The organism is Hymenobacter aerophilus DSM 13606 (genome assembly GCF_000382225.1).
GTDB lineage: Bacteria > Bacteroidota > Bacteroidia > Cytophagales > Hymenobacteraceae > Hymenobacter > Hymenobacter aerophilus.
The window spans coordinates 134186-152132 of sequence record NZ_KB907807.1; the positions used below are offsets into that span (position 1 = coordinate 134186).

The 17947-nt window shown below is 63.1% G+C and carries 17 protein-coding genes and 1 riboswitch; of the genes, 7 read left to right on the top strand and 10 right to left on the bottom strand.

Annotated features, from left to right (window positions below):
- Positions 1–63 precede the first annotated feature (63 nt).
- A complete protein-coding gene (locus H145_RS25020; RefSeq protein WP_019947633.1) occupies positions 64–258 on the top strand; it encodes a hypothetical protein in 195 nt (64 codons plus the stop codon).
- A gap of 98 nt (positions 259–356) precedes the next feature.
- Here the strand turns inward: H145_RS25020 and queG are convergent, their stop codons facing one another.
- Both queG and ruvB read right to left on the bottom strand, forming a co-directional pair.
- Positions 357–1319, bottom strand: a complete 963-nt coding sequence (gene queG, locus H145_RS0108070; protein ID WP_019947634.1) for a tRNA epoxyqueuosine(34) reductase QueG — start codon at positions 1317–1319, stop codon at positions 357–359.
- 183 nt (positions 1320–1502) lie between these two features.
- Positions 1503–2549: a Holliday junction branch migration DNA helicase RuvB gene (gene ruvB, locus H145_RS0108075; protein ID WP_019947635.1), complete on the bottom strand. Its 1047-nt coding sequence runs from the start codon at positions 2547–2549 to the stop codon at positions 1503–1505.
- A 189-nt stretch (positions 2550–2738) separates the two neighbouring features.
- Here ruvB and H145_RS0108080 point away from each other — a divergent pair, with 189 nt between their 5' ends.
- Positions 2739–3707 (top strand): hypothetical protein, encoded by a 969-nt coding sequence (locus H145_RS0108080; RefSeq protein WP_019947636.1) that lies wholly within the window; start codon positions 2739–2741, stop codon positions 3705–3707.
- Positions 3708–3850: 143 nt separating this feature from the next.
- On the opposite strand, the gene H145_RS20495 is transcribed toward H145_RS0108080, so the two are convergent.
- On the bottom strand, positions 3851–4189 hold the full coding sequence (locus H145_RS20495) for an HIRAN domain-containing protein (RefSeq protein ID WP_019947637.1): 339 nt from the start codon (positions 4187–4189) through the stop codon (positions 3851–3853).
- A 139-nt stretch (positions 4190–4328) separates the two neighbouring features.
- Here H145_RS20495 and H145_RS0108090 point away from each other — a divergent pair, with 139 nt between their 5' ends.
- Entirely contained in the window at positions 4329–4790 is a 462-nt protein-coding gene (locus H145_RS0108090) for a DUF4268 domain-containing protein (protein WP_019947638.1), read from the top strand.
- A gap of 53 nt (positions 4791–4843) precedes the next feature.
- Here the strand turns inward: H145_RS0108090 and H145_RS0108095 are convergent, their stop codons facing one another.
- On the bottom strand, positions 4844–5503 hold the full coding sequence (locus tag H145_RS0108095) for a hypothetical protein (RefSeq protein WP_157541368.1): 660 nt from the start codon (positions 5501–5503) through the stop codon (positions 4844–4846).
- Between the two features lie 69 nt (positions 5504–5572).
- The gene (locus H145_RS0108100) at positions 5573–6808 is read right to left on the bottom strand and encodes an acyl-CoA dehydrogenase family protein (protein WP_019947640.1); all 1236 of its coding nucleotides are present in this window, start codon (positions 6806–6808) and stop codon (positions 5573–5575) included.
- 196 nt (positions 6809–7004) lie between these two features.
- On the opposite strand from H145_RS0108100, the gene H145_RS0108105 reads away from it, so the two are divergent.
- Positions 7005–8747, top strand: coding sequence for an APC family permease (locus tag H145_RS0108105; RefSeq protein ID WP_019947641.1), 1743 nt, complete (start codon positions 7005–7007; stop codon positions 8745–8747).
- Between the two features lie 180 nt (positions 8748–8927).
- On the opposite strand, the gene H145_RS0108110 is transcribed toward H145_RS0108105, so the two are convergent.
- A complete protein-coding gene (locus tag H145_RS0108110; protein WP_019947642.1) occupies positions 8928–11426 on the bottom strand; it encodes a TonB-dependent receptor in 2499 nt (832 codons plus the stop codon).
- A 59-nt stretch (positions 11427–11485) separates the two neighbouring features.
- A riboswitch (TPP riboswitch) is annotated at positions 11486–11608 on the bottom strand.
- A 261-nt stretch (positions 11609–11869) separates the two neighbouring features.
- Here H145_RS0108110 and H145_RS0108115 point away from each other — a divergent pair.
- The gene (locus H145_RS0108115; RefSeq protein WP_157541373.1) at positions 11870–12076 is read left to right on the top strand and encodes a hypothetical protein; all 207 of its coding nucleotides are present in this window, start codon (positions 11870–11872) and stop codon (positions 12074–12076) included.
- A gap of 162 nt (positions 12077–12238) precedes the next feature.
- Here the strand turns inward: H145_RS0108115 and H145_RS0108120 are convergent, their stop codons facing one another.
- The 4 genes from H145_RS0108120 to pnuC form a co-directional block, all read right to left on the bottom strand.
- Positions 12239–12667: a GNAT family N-acetyltransferase gene (locus H145_RS0108120; RefSeq protein ID WP_019947644.1), complete on the bottom strand. Its 429-nt coding sequence runs from the start codon at positions 12665–12667 to the stop codon at positions 12239–12241.
- Positions 12660–13541: an aldose 1-epimerase family protein gene (locus H145_RS0108125; RefSeq protein WP_019947645.1), complete on the bottom strand. Its 882-nt coding sequence runs from the start codon at positions 13539–13541 to the stop codon at positions 12660–12662. The genes H145_RS0108120 and H145_RS0108125 overlap by 8 nt, the downstream gene beginning before the upstream one ends.
- A gap of 65 nt (positions 13542–13606) precedes the next feature.
- Positions 13607–14161 carry an AAA family ATPase gene (locus tag H145_RS0108130; protein ID WP_019947646.1) on the bottom strand — a complete coding sequence of 185 codons (555 nt, stop codon included), beginning with the start codon at positions 14159–14161 and terminating at the stop codon, positions 13607–13609.
- 71 nt (positions 14162–14232) lie between these two features.
- Positions 14233–14859 carry a nicotinamide riboside transporter PnuC gene (gene pnuC / locus H145_RS0108135; protein ID WP_019947647.1) on the bottom strand — a complete coding sequence of 209 codons (627 nt, stop codon included), beginning with the start codon at positions 14857–14859 and terminating at the stop codon, positions 14233–14235.
- 109 nt (positions 14860–14968) lie between these two features.
- Here pnuC and H145_RS0108140 point away from each other — a divergent pair, with 109 nt between their 5' ends.
- On the top strand, positions 14969–15292 hold the full coding sequence (locus tag H145_RS0108140; protein ID WP_019947648.1) for a rhodanese-like domain-containing protein: 324 nt from the start codon (positions 14969–14971) through the stop codon (positions 15290–15292).
- A 112-nt stretch (positions 15293–15404) separates the two neighbouring features.
- Positions 15405–17936: an ATP-dependent helicase HrpB gene (gene hrpB, locus H145_RS0108145; RefSeq protein WP_019947649.1), complete on the top strand. Its 2532-nt coding sequence runs from the start codon at positions 15405–15407 to the stop codon at positions 17934–17936.
- Positions 17937–17947 lie beyond the last annotated feature (11 nt).

Here is a 17947-nt window from a genome sequence, read left to right on the forward strand (position 1 = left end):
CATTGTTCCACCTTTTTCCCCTCCGCTCTTTTTCACCTTTCCCACCCCAAATTAGTCAACGCCATGTTGGAGTATGCTAAAACTATTCTGCTGAAAGTCAGCTTCGACAAAATCCTTTTTGAAAAGGAACTGCGCAAAGCCCTGCGCAACCTGGTGCCGGCCGATTGGCTGGAACTTAAAAGCTGGTGCTACCAACAATTTTCCCGCGTTTACCACCGCTTGCTGAACCGCGTATTCGGTCAGCCGGCCGTGGGCTGAGCCCCCTTCCCGGCCGCTCCCCAGGCAGCCGGCAGCGCAAGGGCCGGGCACCGCACCTACTTGGTGGCGCTGCCCGGCCCTTGCGTTTTTGGTTTAGCTCAGTCCAGAGTTGCGGGCGTAGCGGTATCCTGCCCATCCGTCACGAACCGAATATTGCGCTGCAGCCCCGCGTAGCCCGTGCGTTTCACGGCCGACTGCCGGAACAGCTCCGAAAACAGCTCGTGGGTGATTTCCTGCCAGTCGCCGCGGCTGAGGTCTTTCAGGGCGGGGTGCGGGTTGAACTGGGGCTCCTGATGGGGCTTGGCAAAGCGGTTCCAGGGGCACACGTCCTGGCAGATGTCGCAGCCGAACATCCAGTTGCCGAATTTGCCTTCTACTTCGCGCGGAATCTGGTCCTTCAATTCGATGGTGAAGTAGCTGATGCACTTGCTGCCATCCACCACGTAAGGCTCGGTAATGGCCTGGGTAGGGCAGGCGTCGAGGCACTTGGTGCAGGTGCCGCAGTAGTCTTTGATGGGGCCGTCGTAGTCCAGCGGCACGTCCACAATCAGCTCGGCAATGAAGTAGAACGAGCCGGTGCCGGGCGTAATCAGGTTGGAGTTTTTGCCCACCCAGCCCAGCCCACTCTTCTTGGCCCAGGCCTTATCGAGCACCGGCGCCGAATCGACGAAGCAGCGGCCGCCCACTTCCCCTATCTCCTGCTGCATATCGTGCAACAGCTCCTTTAGCTTGTCCTTGATGACAAAGTGGTAGTCGCGCCCGTAGGCGTATTTGCTGACTTTGAGCGTGTCGTCGGGCTGCTGGGTTTCCGGGGGCGGGTAGTAGTTGAGCAGCAGCGAAATCACCGATTTGGCCCCATCGACGAGCAGCCGCGGGTCGAGGCGCTTGTCGAAGTGGTTGGCCATGTAGGCCATCTGGCCGTGCATGTTCTTGTTGAGCCAGTTTTCGAGCCGCGGCGCTTCTTCCTCCAGAAATCCGGCCTCTGAAATGCCGCAGTACATAAAGCCCAACTCCGCCGCCCGGCGTTTGATGAAAGCAGTGTAGTGGGCGGTCGGCAGCATGGGCGGGGCACTTAGGAAACGACAAAAATACGTCATCCTGAGCATGTCGCGTAGCAAGCGAGGACGAAGGACCTTATCACCCTGAATAGAACTGCGATTATCGTTCTGTTCAGGGTGACAAGGTCCTTCGTCCTCGCTTGCTACGCGACATGCTCAGGATGACAGCAACTTTACGTTAATATATCAGCTGAACAGCTCGCCGGTGGCCGAGTTGCCGCGCAGGTGCTGGGGCATGGTGCGGCCCAGGTGCTCGTAAGCGGCTTCGGTGGCTTCGCGGCCGCGGCTGGTGCGCTTGATGTAGCCTTCCTGAATCAGGAACGGCTCGTAGACTTCCTCGATGGTTTCGCCCTCCTCGCCGCAGGCCGTGGCGATGGTGGTGATGCCGACGGGTCCACCCTTGAACTTGTCGATGATGGTGGTCAGGATGCGCTTGTCCATGTCGTCGAGGCCGCGGGCGTCCACGTCGAGGGCGGCCAGGGCAAACTGGGCAATGTCCTGGGTGATGGTGCCGGTGCCTTTAATCTGGGCAAAGTCGCGGGTGCGGCGCAGCAGGTTGTTGGCGATGCGCGGGGTGCCGCGCGAACGGCGCGCAATTTCGTAGGCCGCCTCATCCTCAATGGGCGTGGCCAGAATTTCGGCCGAGCGGCCCACGATGCTGGTCAGTAGCTTGGCATCATAGTATTCGAGGCGCGAGCTGATGCCGAAGCGGGCCCGCAGCGGCGAGGTAAGCATGCCCGAGCGCGTAGTGGCGCCAATGAGCGTGAAGGGCGACAGCGAAATCTGCACCGAGCGGGCGTTGGGGCCCGAGTCGAGCATGATGTCGATGCGGTAATCCTCCATCGCCGAGTACAGGTACTCTTCCACCACCGGGTTCAGGCGGTGAATCTCATCGATGAAGAGCACGTCGTGGGGCTCCAAGTTGGTGAGCAGGCCGGCCAGGTCGGACGGCTTGTCGAGCACCGGGCCCGAAGTCATCTTGATGCCCGCTTCGAGCTCGTTGGCGATGATGTGCGAGAGGGTGGTTTTGCCCAGACCGGGAGGGCCGTGGAGCAGCACGTGGTCGAGGGCGTCGCCGCGGCGCTTGGCGGCGGCCACGAACACCTTCAGGTTCTCCACCACCTTGTCCTGGCCGGCAAAGTCGTCGAAGGAAAGTGGCCGCAGGGCCTTGTCAATGTCTTTATCGGTGGCGTCGTAGTGGTCGGTGCCACCCGTCAGGAGCGGTTCGCGCATAAGTCGGGCAATAATTCAGCGTGTCGAAAGGTAACACTTTGCCGCGGGCCTTGGTGCCTTTTTTAGCAAAAAATAGTGGCTATTTTGAATACAACTAATTTCTTTAGCAAAACTGGAAACAGCAACGGCCCTTATCGGCTTTGCAGGGGTCCATGGCGTACCTTGCGGCCTCAACCCGTCGCCTTGCTCATGCCCGCTTCCAACTCCTGGCTCGATACGTTGCCTGCCGATTTCTACGCCCAACTCACCCACACCCTGAACCTGCACGGCATGGCCGCGCTGGAATTGCTGAGCCGGCCCGCTACCCCCAATACCAGCCGTATGCATCAGCTTAGCGGCCTCGATGTACCTATGATACAACGGCTAAACGGTATCAGCAGCCAAGCGCAGCTGTTGGCAGCGCTGCGGCAGGAGCCGCTGGCCGTGTACCACCTGCTGCTGCTGGGTGGCCTGACGCTGGAAACCAGCCTGGCGGCGCCGGTGCTGGCCTACGTGCGGCAGGCTATGGATATTACCGAGGAGCAGCTGGGCCAACTGCTCGCCTACTGCCGGCAGCTGAGCGAGGCCTTTCTGGGGCAGTTGGAAGAGCACGTAGCGGCCCCGGCGGGGGCGGCTTCGCTGGGCCTGCACCGCTTGGCGCTGGAGGAAGCATTTGCCGGATTTCTGACCGGGCAGCTGGCGGCGCGGCCCGTGGCGGAGCTGCGGCCGCTGCCGCCGCAGCTGCACATTATGAGGCTGGCGCTGCTGTTGGCCGTCAGTCTGCCGCAGGACACCGACCACCCGTTTGCGCAGGCCGTGCGGGCGCTGCCCCACTTGCAGCCCGCGGCGCTGGAGCCGCTGATTGCCCGGCTCGGCCACGCGCAGCCCCACGAGCCGCTGCCTCTCACGATGCCCGAAGTGGTGCAGCTTTACCAGGCCCTGCAGGTCTGCGGTATGGTGTTCGTGTCGGATTTGATGAGCCATATCGGGCTGGAAGACGCCTTCCCGACCCTATCGGACGAGGAGCGGCGGGCCAGCGAGCCGGCGCCGGCCAGCAACCGCGAGGCCGTGGGCAGCATCGTCGGCGGCTTCACGCGCTGGGTGCAGCAGCATTTCCCCGACCACCCCGAAATAGCGCAGGCCCGCCAGCAGGTGCTGGCCCTGGCCGATTTGCTGTAGACGGTGAACTGTATAAGAACGGTCATTCAGAGCGGAGCGAAGAATCTCGCGTGCAATGGTAATCCTACCGTAAGGAATTACTTTGGCACGCGAGATTCTTCGCTGCGCTCTGAATGACCGTTTCGTTATTGGACTACCGCGCTTTACCGCTCCAGCAGCACTTCAATTTCCAGATGCAGCCACTCGTCTTCCCAGGCTTTGTGGGTGAGGCGGGCCGCGAGCGGGTAGCCGGCATCGAGCAGGCGCGCTACGGTTTCGTTGCGGCCCTCGGGCAGGTAGCCGAGCCAGAACGCCTCGCCGGGGCCGCTGGTGAGCACGCGTACGGCCCAATCGTCGTAGGAACTGTCGGCTTCGCGGGTGAGGGCCAGCAGCTGGCCGGGCAGCAGTTGCGGCTCGAACTCGCGCAGGCCGGGGCGGTGCGTGGTGCCGGCCACGAGGCATTCGAGCAGCACCAGGGCGTTGGCGGGGGCTGATTTGGACATGGGAGGAAGGCGTAGTGAGGCCCTAAACTACGCAGCAAATCGGGTTTGGGTCGCGCCGGTTTGCGCAACCCGGCAGCGCGGGCCGCGTTTGCCCGGGTTCGGCCGCCCTCCTCCGCCCACCCGCTACCTTTGCCCGCCTATGTATAGCAAGACCGAAGCCACCCAACTCCGCCAAGCCTTCTGGACCACGCTGGGCCAGTACATGCAGCCCGTACCGTCGGCCGATGGCGGGCTGGTGAACTGGATGAACTATAAAACCGGCCTCAAGCACGTGTACTTCCGCCTGCACGCCGACAACCGCCACGCTACCATCGGCATCGAAATTACCCACCCCGACGCGGGCCTGCGTGAGCTGTTCTTCGAGCAGTTCCGGGAGCTACGGCCGCTGCTGGAAGAAGCCACCGGCGAAGCCTGGACCTGGGAGCCGGCCGCCGTCAACGACAGCGGGCAACCGCTGGCCCGCATCTACCAGGAGCTGCGCCCCGCCAACCTGTTCGCGCGCGACGACTGGCCCCGGCTTATCCCCTTCTTCAAGCCCCGGCTGGTGGCGCTGGATGCGTTCTGGAGCAGCGCCCAGTACGCGTTTGATGCGCTGCGGTAAAGACGCGAGCTGTTTCTATTTTAAAAGATATTTACAACAACGGAATAGTCTTTCTACCGAACCATCGAGTAGATAGCAACTTTCTTGTGCCATTGGCCCTTTATCTTCTCATATATCCACACATCCATACCAGTCCCGTAACCGACTTCGACCATTGCCCGCTTGCCATCCTCAGAAAATAGCATTCCGGAAATACTGAATAGTTGCCAGTTACCATAGTGCTTTGAAAGATAATCTCCTCTAGGATCTAATGATACTATTTGCCCTTTCTTTGACGTCCTACCATCAATAGCTCGGATCGTATCCTGGCTTATGACATGCACCCAATCGTACTTTATATAAGCCTGCTCAAAGGTGAAGCTATGGGCCGCCGGTAGTTGCTGCTGAAATGAGGCAATGTCGCGCTCTGAAAAATACTTACGCAACCCTGCGTACCACTCAGTGCCTTGGTTAGCCGATATGAAGCGCCCAGAAACCTGACTATCACCGTACGCGTGGTCTAGCAACAGAAGGCGTACGGTTGGCGTATCTGCAGGAGTGTTGCGCCAATAATAATATCCATCATCTCCCCTTTTTACAGAAGAAATTGCGTTTGGCCTTAATCCATCAAGTACTGCATCAGCAAGTTTATAGAATTGCGCAACAGGTACTTGAGCACACGCGGCTACAGAGCTAACTAGCACTATTATCAAAATGAGCAACACCTTATTCATATCCGAAAATTATAGAAAACGGCCGCTCTGCTTCCAGAACGGCCGTTTGAACTTATGCACCTTCTCTCTTTACTTGAATGCCTGGATGCCGGTGATATCGGCGCCCGTAATCAGCAGGTGGATGTCGTGGGTACCTTCGTAGGTGATGACGGATTCGAGGTTCATCATGTGGCGCATGATGGGGTACTCGCCCGTGATGCCCATGCCGCCGTGAATCTGGCGGGCTTCGCGGGCAATGTGCAGGGCCATTTCGACGGAGTTGCGTTTGGCCATCGAAATCTGGGCGCTGGTGGCCTTGCCTTCGTTTTTGAGCACTCCGAGGCGCCACACCATCAGCTGGGCCTTGGTGATTTCGGTAATCATTTCGGCCAGCTTTTTCTGCTGGAGCTGGAAGGCTGCAATCGGCTTGCCGAACTGCTCGCGCTCCAGGCTGTACTTGAGGGCCGACTCGTAGCAGTCAATAGCTACGCCGATAGCGCCCCAGGCAATGCCGAAGCGGGCCGAATCGAGGCAGCTGAGCGGGCCCTTGAGGCCGTCGATGCCGGGCAGCAGGTTTTCCTTGGGCACCCGCACGTTGTCGAATACCAGCTCGCCGGTGGTGCTGGCGCGCAGGCTCCATTTGTTGTGGATTTCGGGCGTCGTGAAGCCTTCCATGCCGCGCTCCACGATGAGGCCCTTGATGCGGCCTTCCTCGTTTTTGGCCCACACCACGGCTACCTGGCACTCGGGCGAGTTGGAAATCCAGAGCTTGGCGCCGTTCAGCAGGTAGTAGTCGCCCATGTCCTTGATGTTCGTGGTCATGCCGCCGGGGTTCGAGCCGTGGTCGGGCTCGGTGAGGCCGAAGCAGCCGAGCCACTCGCCGCTGGCCAGCTTGGGCAGAAACTTGCGGCGCTGCTCCTCCGAGCCGTAGGCGTAAATCGGGAACATCACCAGGGAGCCCTGCACCGAGGCCGTGGAGCGCATGCCCGAGTCGCCGCGCTCAATTTCCTGCATAATCAGGCCGTAGCTGATGTAGTCGAGGCCACCGCCGCCGTACTCGGTGGGGATGGTGGGGCCGAACGCGCCCACCTCGCCGAACTTGCGCACCATTTCGCTGGGGAAGTGCGCCTGCTGGGCCCACTTCTCGATGTTGGGGCTGATTTCCTTTTTGACGAAATCACGAATGCTCTGGCGGATGAGCTTGTGCTCCTCGGTCAGCAGGCCGTCGAGGTCGAAATAGTCGGTGAAACCGGCCGCGTTGGTGGAGCCGCGCTGGGCGGAGTGGGCTTTGGCCTGGGGCGAGAGAACGTCAGCTTCAGAAGACATAAGGCAATTTTTTACGTGGGAATCAGATTCAAAGATAGAACTTTCCGTATGCGAAACAGCCCGCCCAGACCGATGGTTCGGCCGGCGGCCGGCCCGAAAAAAGTCTACCTTAGAATCCGGCCCCGCCGCCAGCTACCCGGCTTGGGGGCTCCGGTTTATTCCCTGAAAACCTCTATTACCCATCCCACCCCCGTTTATGAGCACGCATCACAAGAAGCTAACCGAACTGGAAGCCACCGCCATTTGCGGTAACGACATATCCTCGTCCTGCCTCTATGTTTCGGCGCTGGCTATTGCCTACGCCGGCCAGTACGCCTTCGTGGCCCTGCTGATGGTGGCGGCGGTGCTGTTTCTGTTCCGCAAGATTTACGGCGAGGTGGTGGGCGCGCTGCCCCTCAACGGCGGCGCCTACAACGTGCTGCTCAATACCACCAGCAAGCGCAACGCCGCGCTGGCCGCCTGCCTGACCATCCTCTCCTACATGGCCACGGCCGTTATTTCGGCCGCCGAGGCTATGCACTATTTGCACACGCTCTGGGACGGGTTCAACATCAACTACGCCACCCTGGCGCTGCTGGGCCTGTTTCTGGCCCTCACCATCCTGGGTATTTCGGAGTCGGCGAAGGTGGCGGTGGCTATTTTCCTGACGCACCTGGTGACGCTGACGGTGCTGGTGGGCACGGCCATCTGGTTTCTGCTTACCCACGACATGAGCACGTTCTCGCTCAACTTCTCGGCCCCCATTCCCGGCGGCAGCCTTATAACGGCCCTGTTCTTTGGTTTCAGCGCGGCCATGCTGGGCATTTCGGGCTTCGAAAGCTCGGCCAACTTCGTGGAGGAGCAGGCCGACGGCGTGTTTCCGAAAACGCTGCGCAACATGTGGGTGGTGGTGAGCTTTTTCAACCCGGTTATTGCGTTTCTGGCCATTTCGGCGCTGCCCATTATCAGCGTCGAGGAGCACGCCGAAACGGTGCTTTCATACCTGGGCGAGGTTACGGGCGGCCCGTGGCTGGGTACGCTCATCTCCATCGATGCCGTGGCCGTGCTCAGCGGCGCCGTGCTCACGAGCTTTGTGGGCGTGAGCGGCCTGATGAAGCGCATGGCCCTCGACCGCATCCTGCCCCAGTTTTTCCTCAAGGAAAACGCCCGCCAGAGCAACTACATCATCCTGGTTACCTTTTTCCTGCTCTGCGCTTCGGTGCTCTTCATCACCAACGGCGACATTAAGCCGCTAGCCGGCGTGTACACCATTTCGTTTTTGTCGGTGATGGCGCTGTTTGCCGTGGGCAACTTCCTGCTCAAGAGCAAGCGGCCCAACCTGCCGCGGCCCATCTACGCCGGTATTCTCACAGTGACGGTGGCCCTGATCAGCGTGCTGATAGCGCTTTACGGCAACGTGCAGCTCAACCCCAAGTTCCTGATTGTTTTCCTGCAGTACTTCCTGCCCTCGATGGCCATTGTGTACATCATGCTCAACCGGGCCTCTATTCTGGAGCTGATTCTGGCCGCTGCCACTTCCTTTGCCCACAAGTACCCCGGCGTGTCGCGCTTCAGCCGCCTGCAGGTGCAAAAGGCCACCCGCGAGCTGCACCAGCAGGAGTTCGTGTTTTTCACGAAGGGCGACAACGTTTCAAACCTGAACAAGGTGATGGCCTACGTGGTGGAAAACGAGTTCACTAACCGTCTCAAAATTGTGACGCTGCTGCGCGAGGGCGAAACCTACTCGCCCGAGCTGCTCAAGGACATTGAGGTGCTCGACCGCGCCTACGACCAGATTCGGGTGGATTTTGTGGCCATGCCCGGCCACTTCGGCCCCGAGCTCATCGACCAACTCTCCCGCGAGTGGAACGTGCCCAAAAACTTCATGTTCATCGGTTCGCCCGGCGACCGGTTCCCCTACCAGATTTCCGAGCTGGGCGGCGTGCGCCTGATCATTTGATCACTGATTTGCGCTGATTAATCGTGATTGCGCTGATTTTTAGGTTCTTGATTCCAGCATGTAAAATCATGTAAAATGAGAAAGGCCCGCTTAAAGCGGGCCTTTCTGTTTCAGGAGGTCCAGAAATAAAGCACGTCAAAAAATCAGCGAAATCACGATCAATCAGCGAAAATCAGTGATTTAGAGTTTAGCCCCTACCGATACCAGGAAGTTGCGGGTGGCCTGGGGGAAGTACCAGTTGAAGGTTTGCTGGCGACCGTCGGCGCCGGGGTAGCCGTAGGTGTAGCCGTTGGCGGCGTAGCGGCGGTCGAGCACGTTATTGACCAGCAGGCCCAGCTCCAACTCCTTCATGAACGCGGGGCGGATGGTGTAGCGCAGCCGGAAATCGAGTACCTGGTAGGGCTTCACGCGACGGTCTTCACTCGTGGTGTTGTCGAGGTACTGGCGGCTGACGGTTTTATAGAGCAGCGCCGCCCGCAGGCCCGGCACAACGGCCAGCGGCTGGGCTTCGAGCGTGTGCGCCGATACCACGCTGGGCGAGTAGGAAATGGTGGTGGTGCGCGCCTCGGCGGCCGTAATCGGATTGTAGTCGGCGTCGTAGGTAACGGCGCGGTAGTCGAGGATGCGGTTGCGGCTGAGTGTGAGGGTGCTATTCAGACCCAGGCGGTTCTGCAGGGCCGAAGCGGCGCCGGTCAGTTCCAGGCCGGTGCGGTAGCTGCGCGGGGCATTGGTGCGCAGGGCGGTACCCACGTCGTTGAGCTGGCCGGTGGCTACCAGCTGGTTGCGGTAGTGCATGTAGAAGTAGTTGGCCTCGAAGCTCACCGCGCCGCCAGGGCCCAGCAGATTCACGTTGGCTTGGCGCAGGCGGTAACCGGCTTCCACGTCGTGCAGGCGCTCGGCTTTGGCGCCCTGGTCGCCGGCGGGGCAGTCGGTGAAATCGGAGCGTACCGGCTCGCGCTGGCCCACGGCGAAGCTGGCGTAAAGCTGCTGGCCTTCCGCAAGCGCGAACGTGGCCCCGGCTTTGGGGTTGAAGAAGGTGTAGCGGGCGCGGGTGCGCACGTCGTTCTGGTCGTCTTCGAGCCCGTCAATCGCGTAGTCGATGTGGCGCACCTGCACGTCGCCGTAGATGCCCAGCTGGGGCAGCACCTGCCAGGTGGCGCGGGCGTAGGCGTTGTAGTCGGTTTTGGCGGCGTCGTTGAAATAGTAGCGGTGGCGGATGTTGCCCGTGGAGGCGAACCGGGCCCAGATAACCTCGCCGTAGTGGTCGTTCACGAAGTGGTTCCAGGCCCCGCCCACCGTGGCCTGCAGCCGGTCGTCTTCCTTGGGCTGGTAGCTGAGCGCGAAGGTGCCGCCGTAGAAATAGTTATCAAGGTATTTGCGGTCGACCAGGTCGGTGCGCTTGATGGTGGTGTCGCCGAGCGTGAGGTTGGGCAGCTGGTAATTGGCCAGCTTGCGGTTGGCCCGGAAACTCTCGTAGTAGCCCAGCCCGCGCGTGAGGTGCAGGGCCCCGCCCAGGTTCCAGTTGGTGCCCAGGCCCTGCGAGAGGTGCAGCTGGTAGTGGTTTTGCTGGTAGTTGTCGGTCTGGTTGTCGTAGGTGTAGTAGCTGTAGCGGCGGCCTTCGCGGCGCACCCGCTCGGCGTCGGCCGGGCTCAGCTCGCCGTTGTCGATGAACTGCTGGAGCAGGGCCTCGTTGCCGGTAATAGCCGGCTCGGGCACGCCGTTCCAGGCCTGGTAGCTTTTCTCGCGGCCCGAAAACGTGATGAACTTGAGCAGCGTATTCTTGGCCTGATAACCGGCGGCCAGGTAGTACGACTTCAGATCGGACGTCGCCCGGTTCATGTAGCCATCGGTACTGATGCGCGACAGGCGACCATCCACCGTGAAATGCTCGCCCAGCAGCCCGGTCCCGAACTGCACGGTGTTTTTCCAGGTGTTGAAGGAGCCGAACGAGTTGCTGGTTTCGCCGTAGGCCTCGCGGCGGTTGTCGAGGGTGGAGATGTTGAGGCTGGCCCCGAAAGCCGCCCCGCCGTTCTGGCTGGTGCCCACCCCGCGCTGCACCTGCAGGCTGCTGATGGACGAGGACAAATCGGGCAGGTTCACCAGAAACGAGCCGTGCGACTCGGCATCGTTGAGCGGAATGCCGTTCACCGTCATGTTGATGCCCGTATTGCTGGTGCCCCGGATGCGAATATCGGTGTAGCCCACGCCCGCCCCGGCATCCGACGTAACCACCACCGAGGGCGTCTGGTCGAGCAGATAGGGCAAATCCTGGCCGAAGTTGCGCTTGGCCAGATCCTGCTTACCGAGGTTGGTGTAGGCCGTGGCCGTGCGGTCGGAAGCGCGCTGGGCCGTAACCAGCGCGTCGCCGGTGAGCACCCCGCCGGGCTGCAGGCGGGCCACCACGCGCTGGGCTGCGGCCTGCCCTTGCAGCGCCTGCACGAAGGTTTCGTAGCCCACAAACGTGATGCGCAGCTCGTGGGCGCCGGCCGGCACTTCGGCCAGATGGAAGGTTCCGGCCGCGTCGGTGGCGGCGCTGGGCGTGCCATCGAGCAGGATGGTGGCGCCGGGCAGTGGCTGGCCGGTGCGGGCATCGGTAAGGGTACCAGCCACGGGCCCCTGGGCCCAGGCTGCGCCCGACAGGCCCAGCAGGGCCAGTCCGGTAGTTACAACAGTTTTCAAACGTGAAAAATGGGAAAAGTGGAACGGACCCGGGGCCAGGGGTCGGCCCCACGGGTTTTTCGCTCGCGGATCGTTTGTTCCCTTCGCCGGCATTACCCGGATCAGGTTCAATGGGTATGATCTCAGCCTTATTACCGCTCGAAATGCAATTCGTGCGGCCTGGGGCACCCCTAAACTATGCGGCGAAGGTACGCCGCGGAAATTGGTTTAGCTGAATATACCCGGTTTGTCCGGTCAAAAAAAGGCGGACGGCTTCGTTTTCTACTGGCAATCAGTTATCTTGGAAATAGGCGCGGCCCAGGGCCGCTGCCCGGCAAAAAAGCGGCGGCCGGCAAAAACAAGCCAAGGCCGGCGCCCGTTGCACTAAAATAGCCCGTCCGGTTCCGGAGCTCTCCCGCCCCTCTTCAACCCTCCGCGCCATGTCCGTTCCCAGCCTCCTGTATATGCTCGTTGCGCTAATTTTCGCCGCCTTTGTCTTGCTGATGCCCGGCCGCCGCCTGCGCCAGCCCCCGGCCCCCGGCAACGACGACGATGGCGGCGGCGAACCCCTCGACGACGGCCTGCCCGATTTCGACCTGCCCCCCGGCATCTCGCGCCCCATCAACGACTGGGAGCCCGACTACAACCGCCGCCCGGTGATGCGGGATTAGGTTTTAGGGCTTAGGGCCTAGGGCTTAGGGCTTAGAAAAGAACGTCATTCAGAGCGAAGCGAAGAATCTCGCAGGCCAAAGTAACCTCCATGTTGGGAATACTTTGGCCTGCGAGATTCTTCGCTTCGCTCTGAATGACGTTCTATTATCAACCAGACTTATTTACAAATCCCTGGCCATCAGAATATACGGCTCGGTGCCCCGGTACAGGCGGTTGCCCTCGGGCTCAAATTCGAAAGCGCGGTAGAAGGCCTCATTTACGGCCCGGGCGTCGCACCAGAGGCGGCGGGCGCCGTGGCGGCGGGCTTCGTTGATGACGTGGCGCAACAGCTGCGAGCCGATGCCCTGGCCCTGGCAGTCGGGGCGGGTGGCAAACTTGCGGAACCGGGCCACGCTGCCATCAATAAACAGCGAGATAACCGACACGAGCTTGCCGTGGCGGAAGGCGCCAAAGTGCAAGCCGGTTTCATCGTTGCCCAGCTTGATGTAGGAAACCGGCTCATCGGGCCAGAGCACCTGGTGGCGCAGCGCGTAGGTATCGGCCGCCGAAATGGCCCGGATGGAGACGTCGGAAGTGTTGGTATCAGGCAAGGGTCAGACTGTAAGAAGTGATAAACTGCTGACCGGCTGCCAGCGTCATGATGCCCGGCTTGTCGGCCAGCTCGACGGGGCCGCCCACGCTGCCGGCCAGCCCGTGCCAGGGCTCGATGCAGACGAATTCGGCGCCCGGTCCTGCCGTCCAGAGGCCCAGGTAGGGGAAGCCGTCGAAGCGGGCCCGCACGCCGTGGCCCGAGCGGCGGCTGCGCAGCGTGAGGCTGGTAAAATCGAAGTGCTGAAACACCAGCGCATCCTGGGCAAACAGCCCGTAGCTGAGCGGCAGCACGGTTTCGTGGCGCAGCAGCGGCGTGGTTTCGCCGCTGAACAGGCCGTTTTGCAGCAGGTGCCGGTCGAGGCTGACGGGGTGGTCGAACACGAACTCGTAGTCCTCGAACGTTTCGCCGGGCAGCAGCGGGCAGCGGAAAGCCGGGTGCGCGCCAATGCTGAACAGCAGCTCGTCGGAGCCGGGGTTTTCGACTTCCCAGCCCACCGTGAGCGTGGTGCCGGCCAGCCGGTAGCTGATGCGCAGCGCAAACCCAAACGGATACACGGCCCGGCTGGCGGCATCGTCGCGCAGCGCAAATGTCAGCTCGAACTCGCTGCGGTGCAGCAGCTGAAATTCCTGGTCGCGGGCGAAGCCGTGCTGGCCCAGCTCGTAGGTTTGGCCTTGGTGGAGGTAGCGGTTTTCGGGCAGGCGTCCCACGATGGGGAACAGCACCGGCGCGTGGCGGCCCCAGTAGGCGGGGTCGGCCTGCCAGAGGTACTCCAGCCCGCCGGCCGCCGCATCCAGGCGCACCAGGCTGGTGAGTTCGGCCCCGCGGGTGCTCACCTGCGCGCGGCAATGCTCGTTTTCGAGGGTATAAACCATGCTAAATTGAATAGAGCGATAAACCGATGCGCTACCGGGCAAACAACGGCCGCCGCCCCACAAAGTTACCCCGCCGCTTCGTCGGGCCGGGGCTGGCGGCCGAGCAGCTCATCAACGTGGAAGCAGGCCTGCTCGAACCGATGGGCGGGCGGGCCGCAGATTTCGGCAAAGTTCGACAGCTGGTCGCGGAGTTCGCGCTGGTAGAGGGCATAAAAATGGCCGCGCTGCCGCGGGTGCTCGCGCAGCGGGTCGGCCTCCCAGGGCAGGTCCACGTTCAGCAGCAGAATCAGGGCGTATTGTTGCTGCTCCATGCGGCGCAGAATCCAGTCGGGGCAGTAGCCAAACGAGTGCTCCGCCCAGATTTTTATCACCAGCAGATCGGTGTCGCAGAACACCAGCGGCCGGCCCAGGCGCTGGGCTGCGGCCACGGCCTGCTCCTCGGCCTGCAGCTGGCCGCGGGCAATGTCTTCGAGGTCGGGCAGCGTGTAACCCGGGGGGCGGCCGGTGAGGTAGGCGCGGGCGTACTCGGGGGCCCAGGCCGTGCCGTAATGCTCGGCCAGCAGCCGGCTCAGGGTGGTTTTGCCCGTCGATTCGGGGCCGGTGAGGGCAACGCGCAGCATCAGCGGCGGGCCACTCCGGCGGGAAGCGGAAAATCGGCTGGCAGAAAGTAGAGCGGTTTTTTCATGGCAAGTCAGGCAGAAAGTGGAACGGAACGCGTGGCGTTTTTGCGCAGCGCCCGGCGCCATTCCACGTAGCCATACACGGCCAGGCCGAGGTAGAGCACGTACAGGGCGCTGGTGGGGTACAGCTGCTTGTACCAGAGAATGGGCACGTAGATAATATCCACCACAATCCAGATAAACCAGTTTTCGAGGCGCTTACGGATGAGCAGGAACTGCCCGGCCAGGCTGCCGGCCGTCGTGAAGGCGTCCCAGTGCGGCAGGGCAGCATCGGTGTGGTGCTGCAAATAGTAGCCCACGCCCAGCGTGTAGGCCGCCACGAAGGCCGCGCAACCCGCCCACTCGCGCATAGGCGTGCGGGTTACGGGCAGCTCGGAGCGGTTGCGGCCGCCGTACAGCCACTGGTACCAGCCCAGCCCCGCCAACCCGATAAACAGGGTTTGCAGAAAGGCGTCGGAGTACAGCGTGGCCTCAAAATACACCACCACGTACAGCGCGCAGCTGACGATGGCCACCGGGAAATTCCAGAGCGACTCGCGGGCCGCCAGCCACACGCAGGCAAAGCCCGTGAGTACGGCCACCCATTCGAGCGGGCCGTTGCCGGCCGCGGCGGTCCAGAAGCTGAGCAGTTCTTCCAATTCGGTTTCAGCAGGTGAGATATGGTGGCTCCGTTTGGGGCCCGCCGGCCAAAGCTAACCAGCCGCGGGGTAATTTTACGGTTGATTCCGCCTTTCACCTGTTTTATTGATGCTGCCTGAACTCACGCCCGAAGCCCTGCACGCCCGCCTGCAAAGCGGCGAAAACCTCCAGCTCATCGACGTGCGCCAGCCCGAGGAATTCGAGTTTTGTCGCATCGAGGGCAGCGTATTGCTGCCGCTGGGCGAGTTGGCCTCCCGCGCCGACGAAGTGCCCGACGACCGGCCCGTGGTGCTCATCTGCCACCACGGCGTGCGCTCGATGCAGGCGCTGGCCTACCTGCAGCACCGCCACGAACACACCAACCTGCTGAACCTGCGCGGCGGCATCGACGCCTGGAGCCGGCGGGTGGACAGTTCGGTGGCGTTGTATTGATTTCCCGCAGAGGACGCAGTGGTTTCCGCAGAAGGCGCCGTGTCGTGCCAGAAGAACACGGCGCCTTCTGCGAAACCACTGCGTCCTCTGCGGGCTAAACCCAACTAGACAAATGCGCCTCCCCGACCTGCCCATCACCGCTGCCCTGCCCGAGCTGCTGGCCACGCTCGAAGCCCACAGCATCGCCGTGCTGCAGGCCCCGCCGGGCGCCGGCAAAACCACGCTGGTGCCGCTGGCGCTGCTGGAAGCCGATTGGCGGGCGGGCGGCAAACTAATCGTGCTGGAGCCGCGGCGGCTGGCGGCGCGGGCGGCGGCAACCCGCATGGCCCAGCTGCTGGGCGAGCCCGTGGGCCAGACGGTTGGCTACCGTATGCGGCTGGAAAGCAAGGTATCGGCGAAAACCCGCATCGAAGTCGTCACCGAAATCATCCTCACCCGCCAGCTCCAGGACGACCCCGCCTTGGAAGGTGTGGCGGCCGTGTTGTTCGACGAATTCCACGAGCGCAGCCTGCAGGCCGACCTCGGCCTGGCCCTGGCCCTCGATGCCCAGCAGGTGCTGCGGCCCGATTTGCGCCTGCTGGTGATGTCGGCCACGCTGGATGCCGACCGACTGGGCCGCTGGCTGAACGCGCCCGTGGTCAGCAGCCTGGGCCGTATGTTTCCGGTTGAAACGCACTACCTGAGCCCCCGACGAGCCGCCAGCGCCTCCCGCCGCCCCCACGAAAAGCTTCAGGACCTCGTGCCGGTGCTCGTGCGCGAGGCCCTGCAAACCCACCCCACCGGCGACGTGCTGGTGTTCCTGCCCGGCCTCGCCGACCAGCGCCGGGTGGCCGCCAAACTGGCCTCGTTACCCGACCACATCGACCTGCACACGCTGCACGGCGAGCTGCCCGCCGAGCAGCAGGACGCCGCCCTACGCCCCGCCCCGGCCGGTCGCCGCAAGGTGGTGCTGGCCACCAGCATTGCCGAAACCAGCCTCACTATTGAGGGCGTGAGCATCGTGGTGGATGGTGGTTTTGCCCGCGTACCGCGCTTCGAGCCCCGCACTGGCCTGACGACGCTGGGCACCGAGCCCGCCAGCCAGGCCGCCGCCGACCAGCGCCGGGGCCGCGCCGGCCGCCTGGGCCCCGGCACCTGCTACCGCCTCTGGACCGAAGCCGAATTCCGGGAGCTACCGGCGCATCTGCCGCCCGAAATCCTGACGGCCGACCTGAGCCCGCTGGCGCTGGAGCTGGCCTTGTGGGGCGCGCACGAAGCCGGCAGTTTGCGCTGGCTCGATGCCCCACCCGCCCCGGCGCTAACCCAGGCCCGCGAGCTGCTGGTACGGCTGGAAGCTCTTACGCCCGCCGGGCCGCCCACGCCTCACGGTCGCGCATTGGCCCGGCTGGGGCTGGCCCCGCGCCTGGCCCATCTGGTGGCGCGCGGTCAGCAAATCGGGCACGGGGCCACGGCCTGCGCGCTGGCCGCGCTGCTCACCGAGCGCGACATCCTGCGGCCCGCCGACGGCTCGTTTGGTCCGCCCGATTTACGCCTGCGCCTGGAGGCCCTGCACACCGGCCGCGCGCCCTTGCCCGGCCTGCTGCCCGACGCCGCTGGCCTGCGCCGGGTGCGCGAGGCGGCGGCCGTGCTGCGCCAACGAGCCGGGGCGAAGGGCAAAATTGAGCCCGATGCGGCCGGGCTGCTGGCCGCGCTGGCCTACCCCGACCGCCTGGCCCAGCGCGAAACGCCCGAACGGGTGCGCCTGCTTAGCGGCCAGCGGGCTACGCTGCCGGCTGAGCATTTCGGCCAGCAGGACCAGTTTTTTGCCGTGGCCGCGTTGGATGGTTACACCGCCCAGCCCCGCGCCAGCCTGGCCGCCCCTCTGAGCCGGGCCGAGCTGGAAGAGCACTTCGCGCATCAGATAGAAACCCGCGACGAAGTGCGCTGGGACGAGGCCGCCGGCCGCGTAACGGCCCGCCGCCTGCGCCGTCTGGGCGCATTGGTACTGTCCGATGTCAACCTACCCAACCCCGACCCGGCGCTGGTGGCCGCGGCCCTGCTGGGCGCAGTGCGGGCCGGCGGTGTGGCCGGGCTACCCTGGAGCGAGGCCGCTACTCAGCTCCGGCAGCGGCTGGCGTTTGCGCATTACCACTTCCCTGAAAGCTGGCCCGATGTATCGGACGAGGTACTGCTGGATGAACTGGACGACTGGCTGGGGCCCTACCTGACGGGCGTGAAATCAACCGCCGAGCTGGGCCGGATTGACTTTCAGGAGGCGCTGCTGGGCCGGCTGCCGGGCGGCTGGAGCCAGCGCCAAGAACTCGACCGCCTCGCCCCCACTCACCTCGAAGTGCCCACCGGCTCGCGCATCCGCCTCGATTACGCCGTACCCGAAGCGCCGGTGCTGGCCGTGCGCCTGCAGGAAGTATTCGGCCTGCTCGATACGCCCACGGTGGGCGGCGGCCGGGTGCCGCTCACGCTACACCTGCTCTCGCCTGGCTACCGCCCGGCCCAGGTTACGCGCGATTTGCGCAGCTTCTGGACCAGTTCCTACTTCGAGGTGCGCAAGGACCTGCGCGGCCGCTACCCCAAGCACTACTGGCCCGAAAACCCGCTCGAAGCCCAGGCCGTGCGCGGCACTAAAAAGCAGAACGGGCTTCGTTGAGCTGCAAGCCT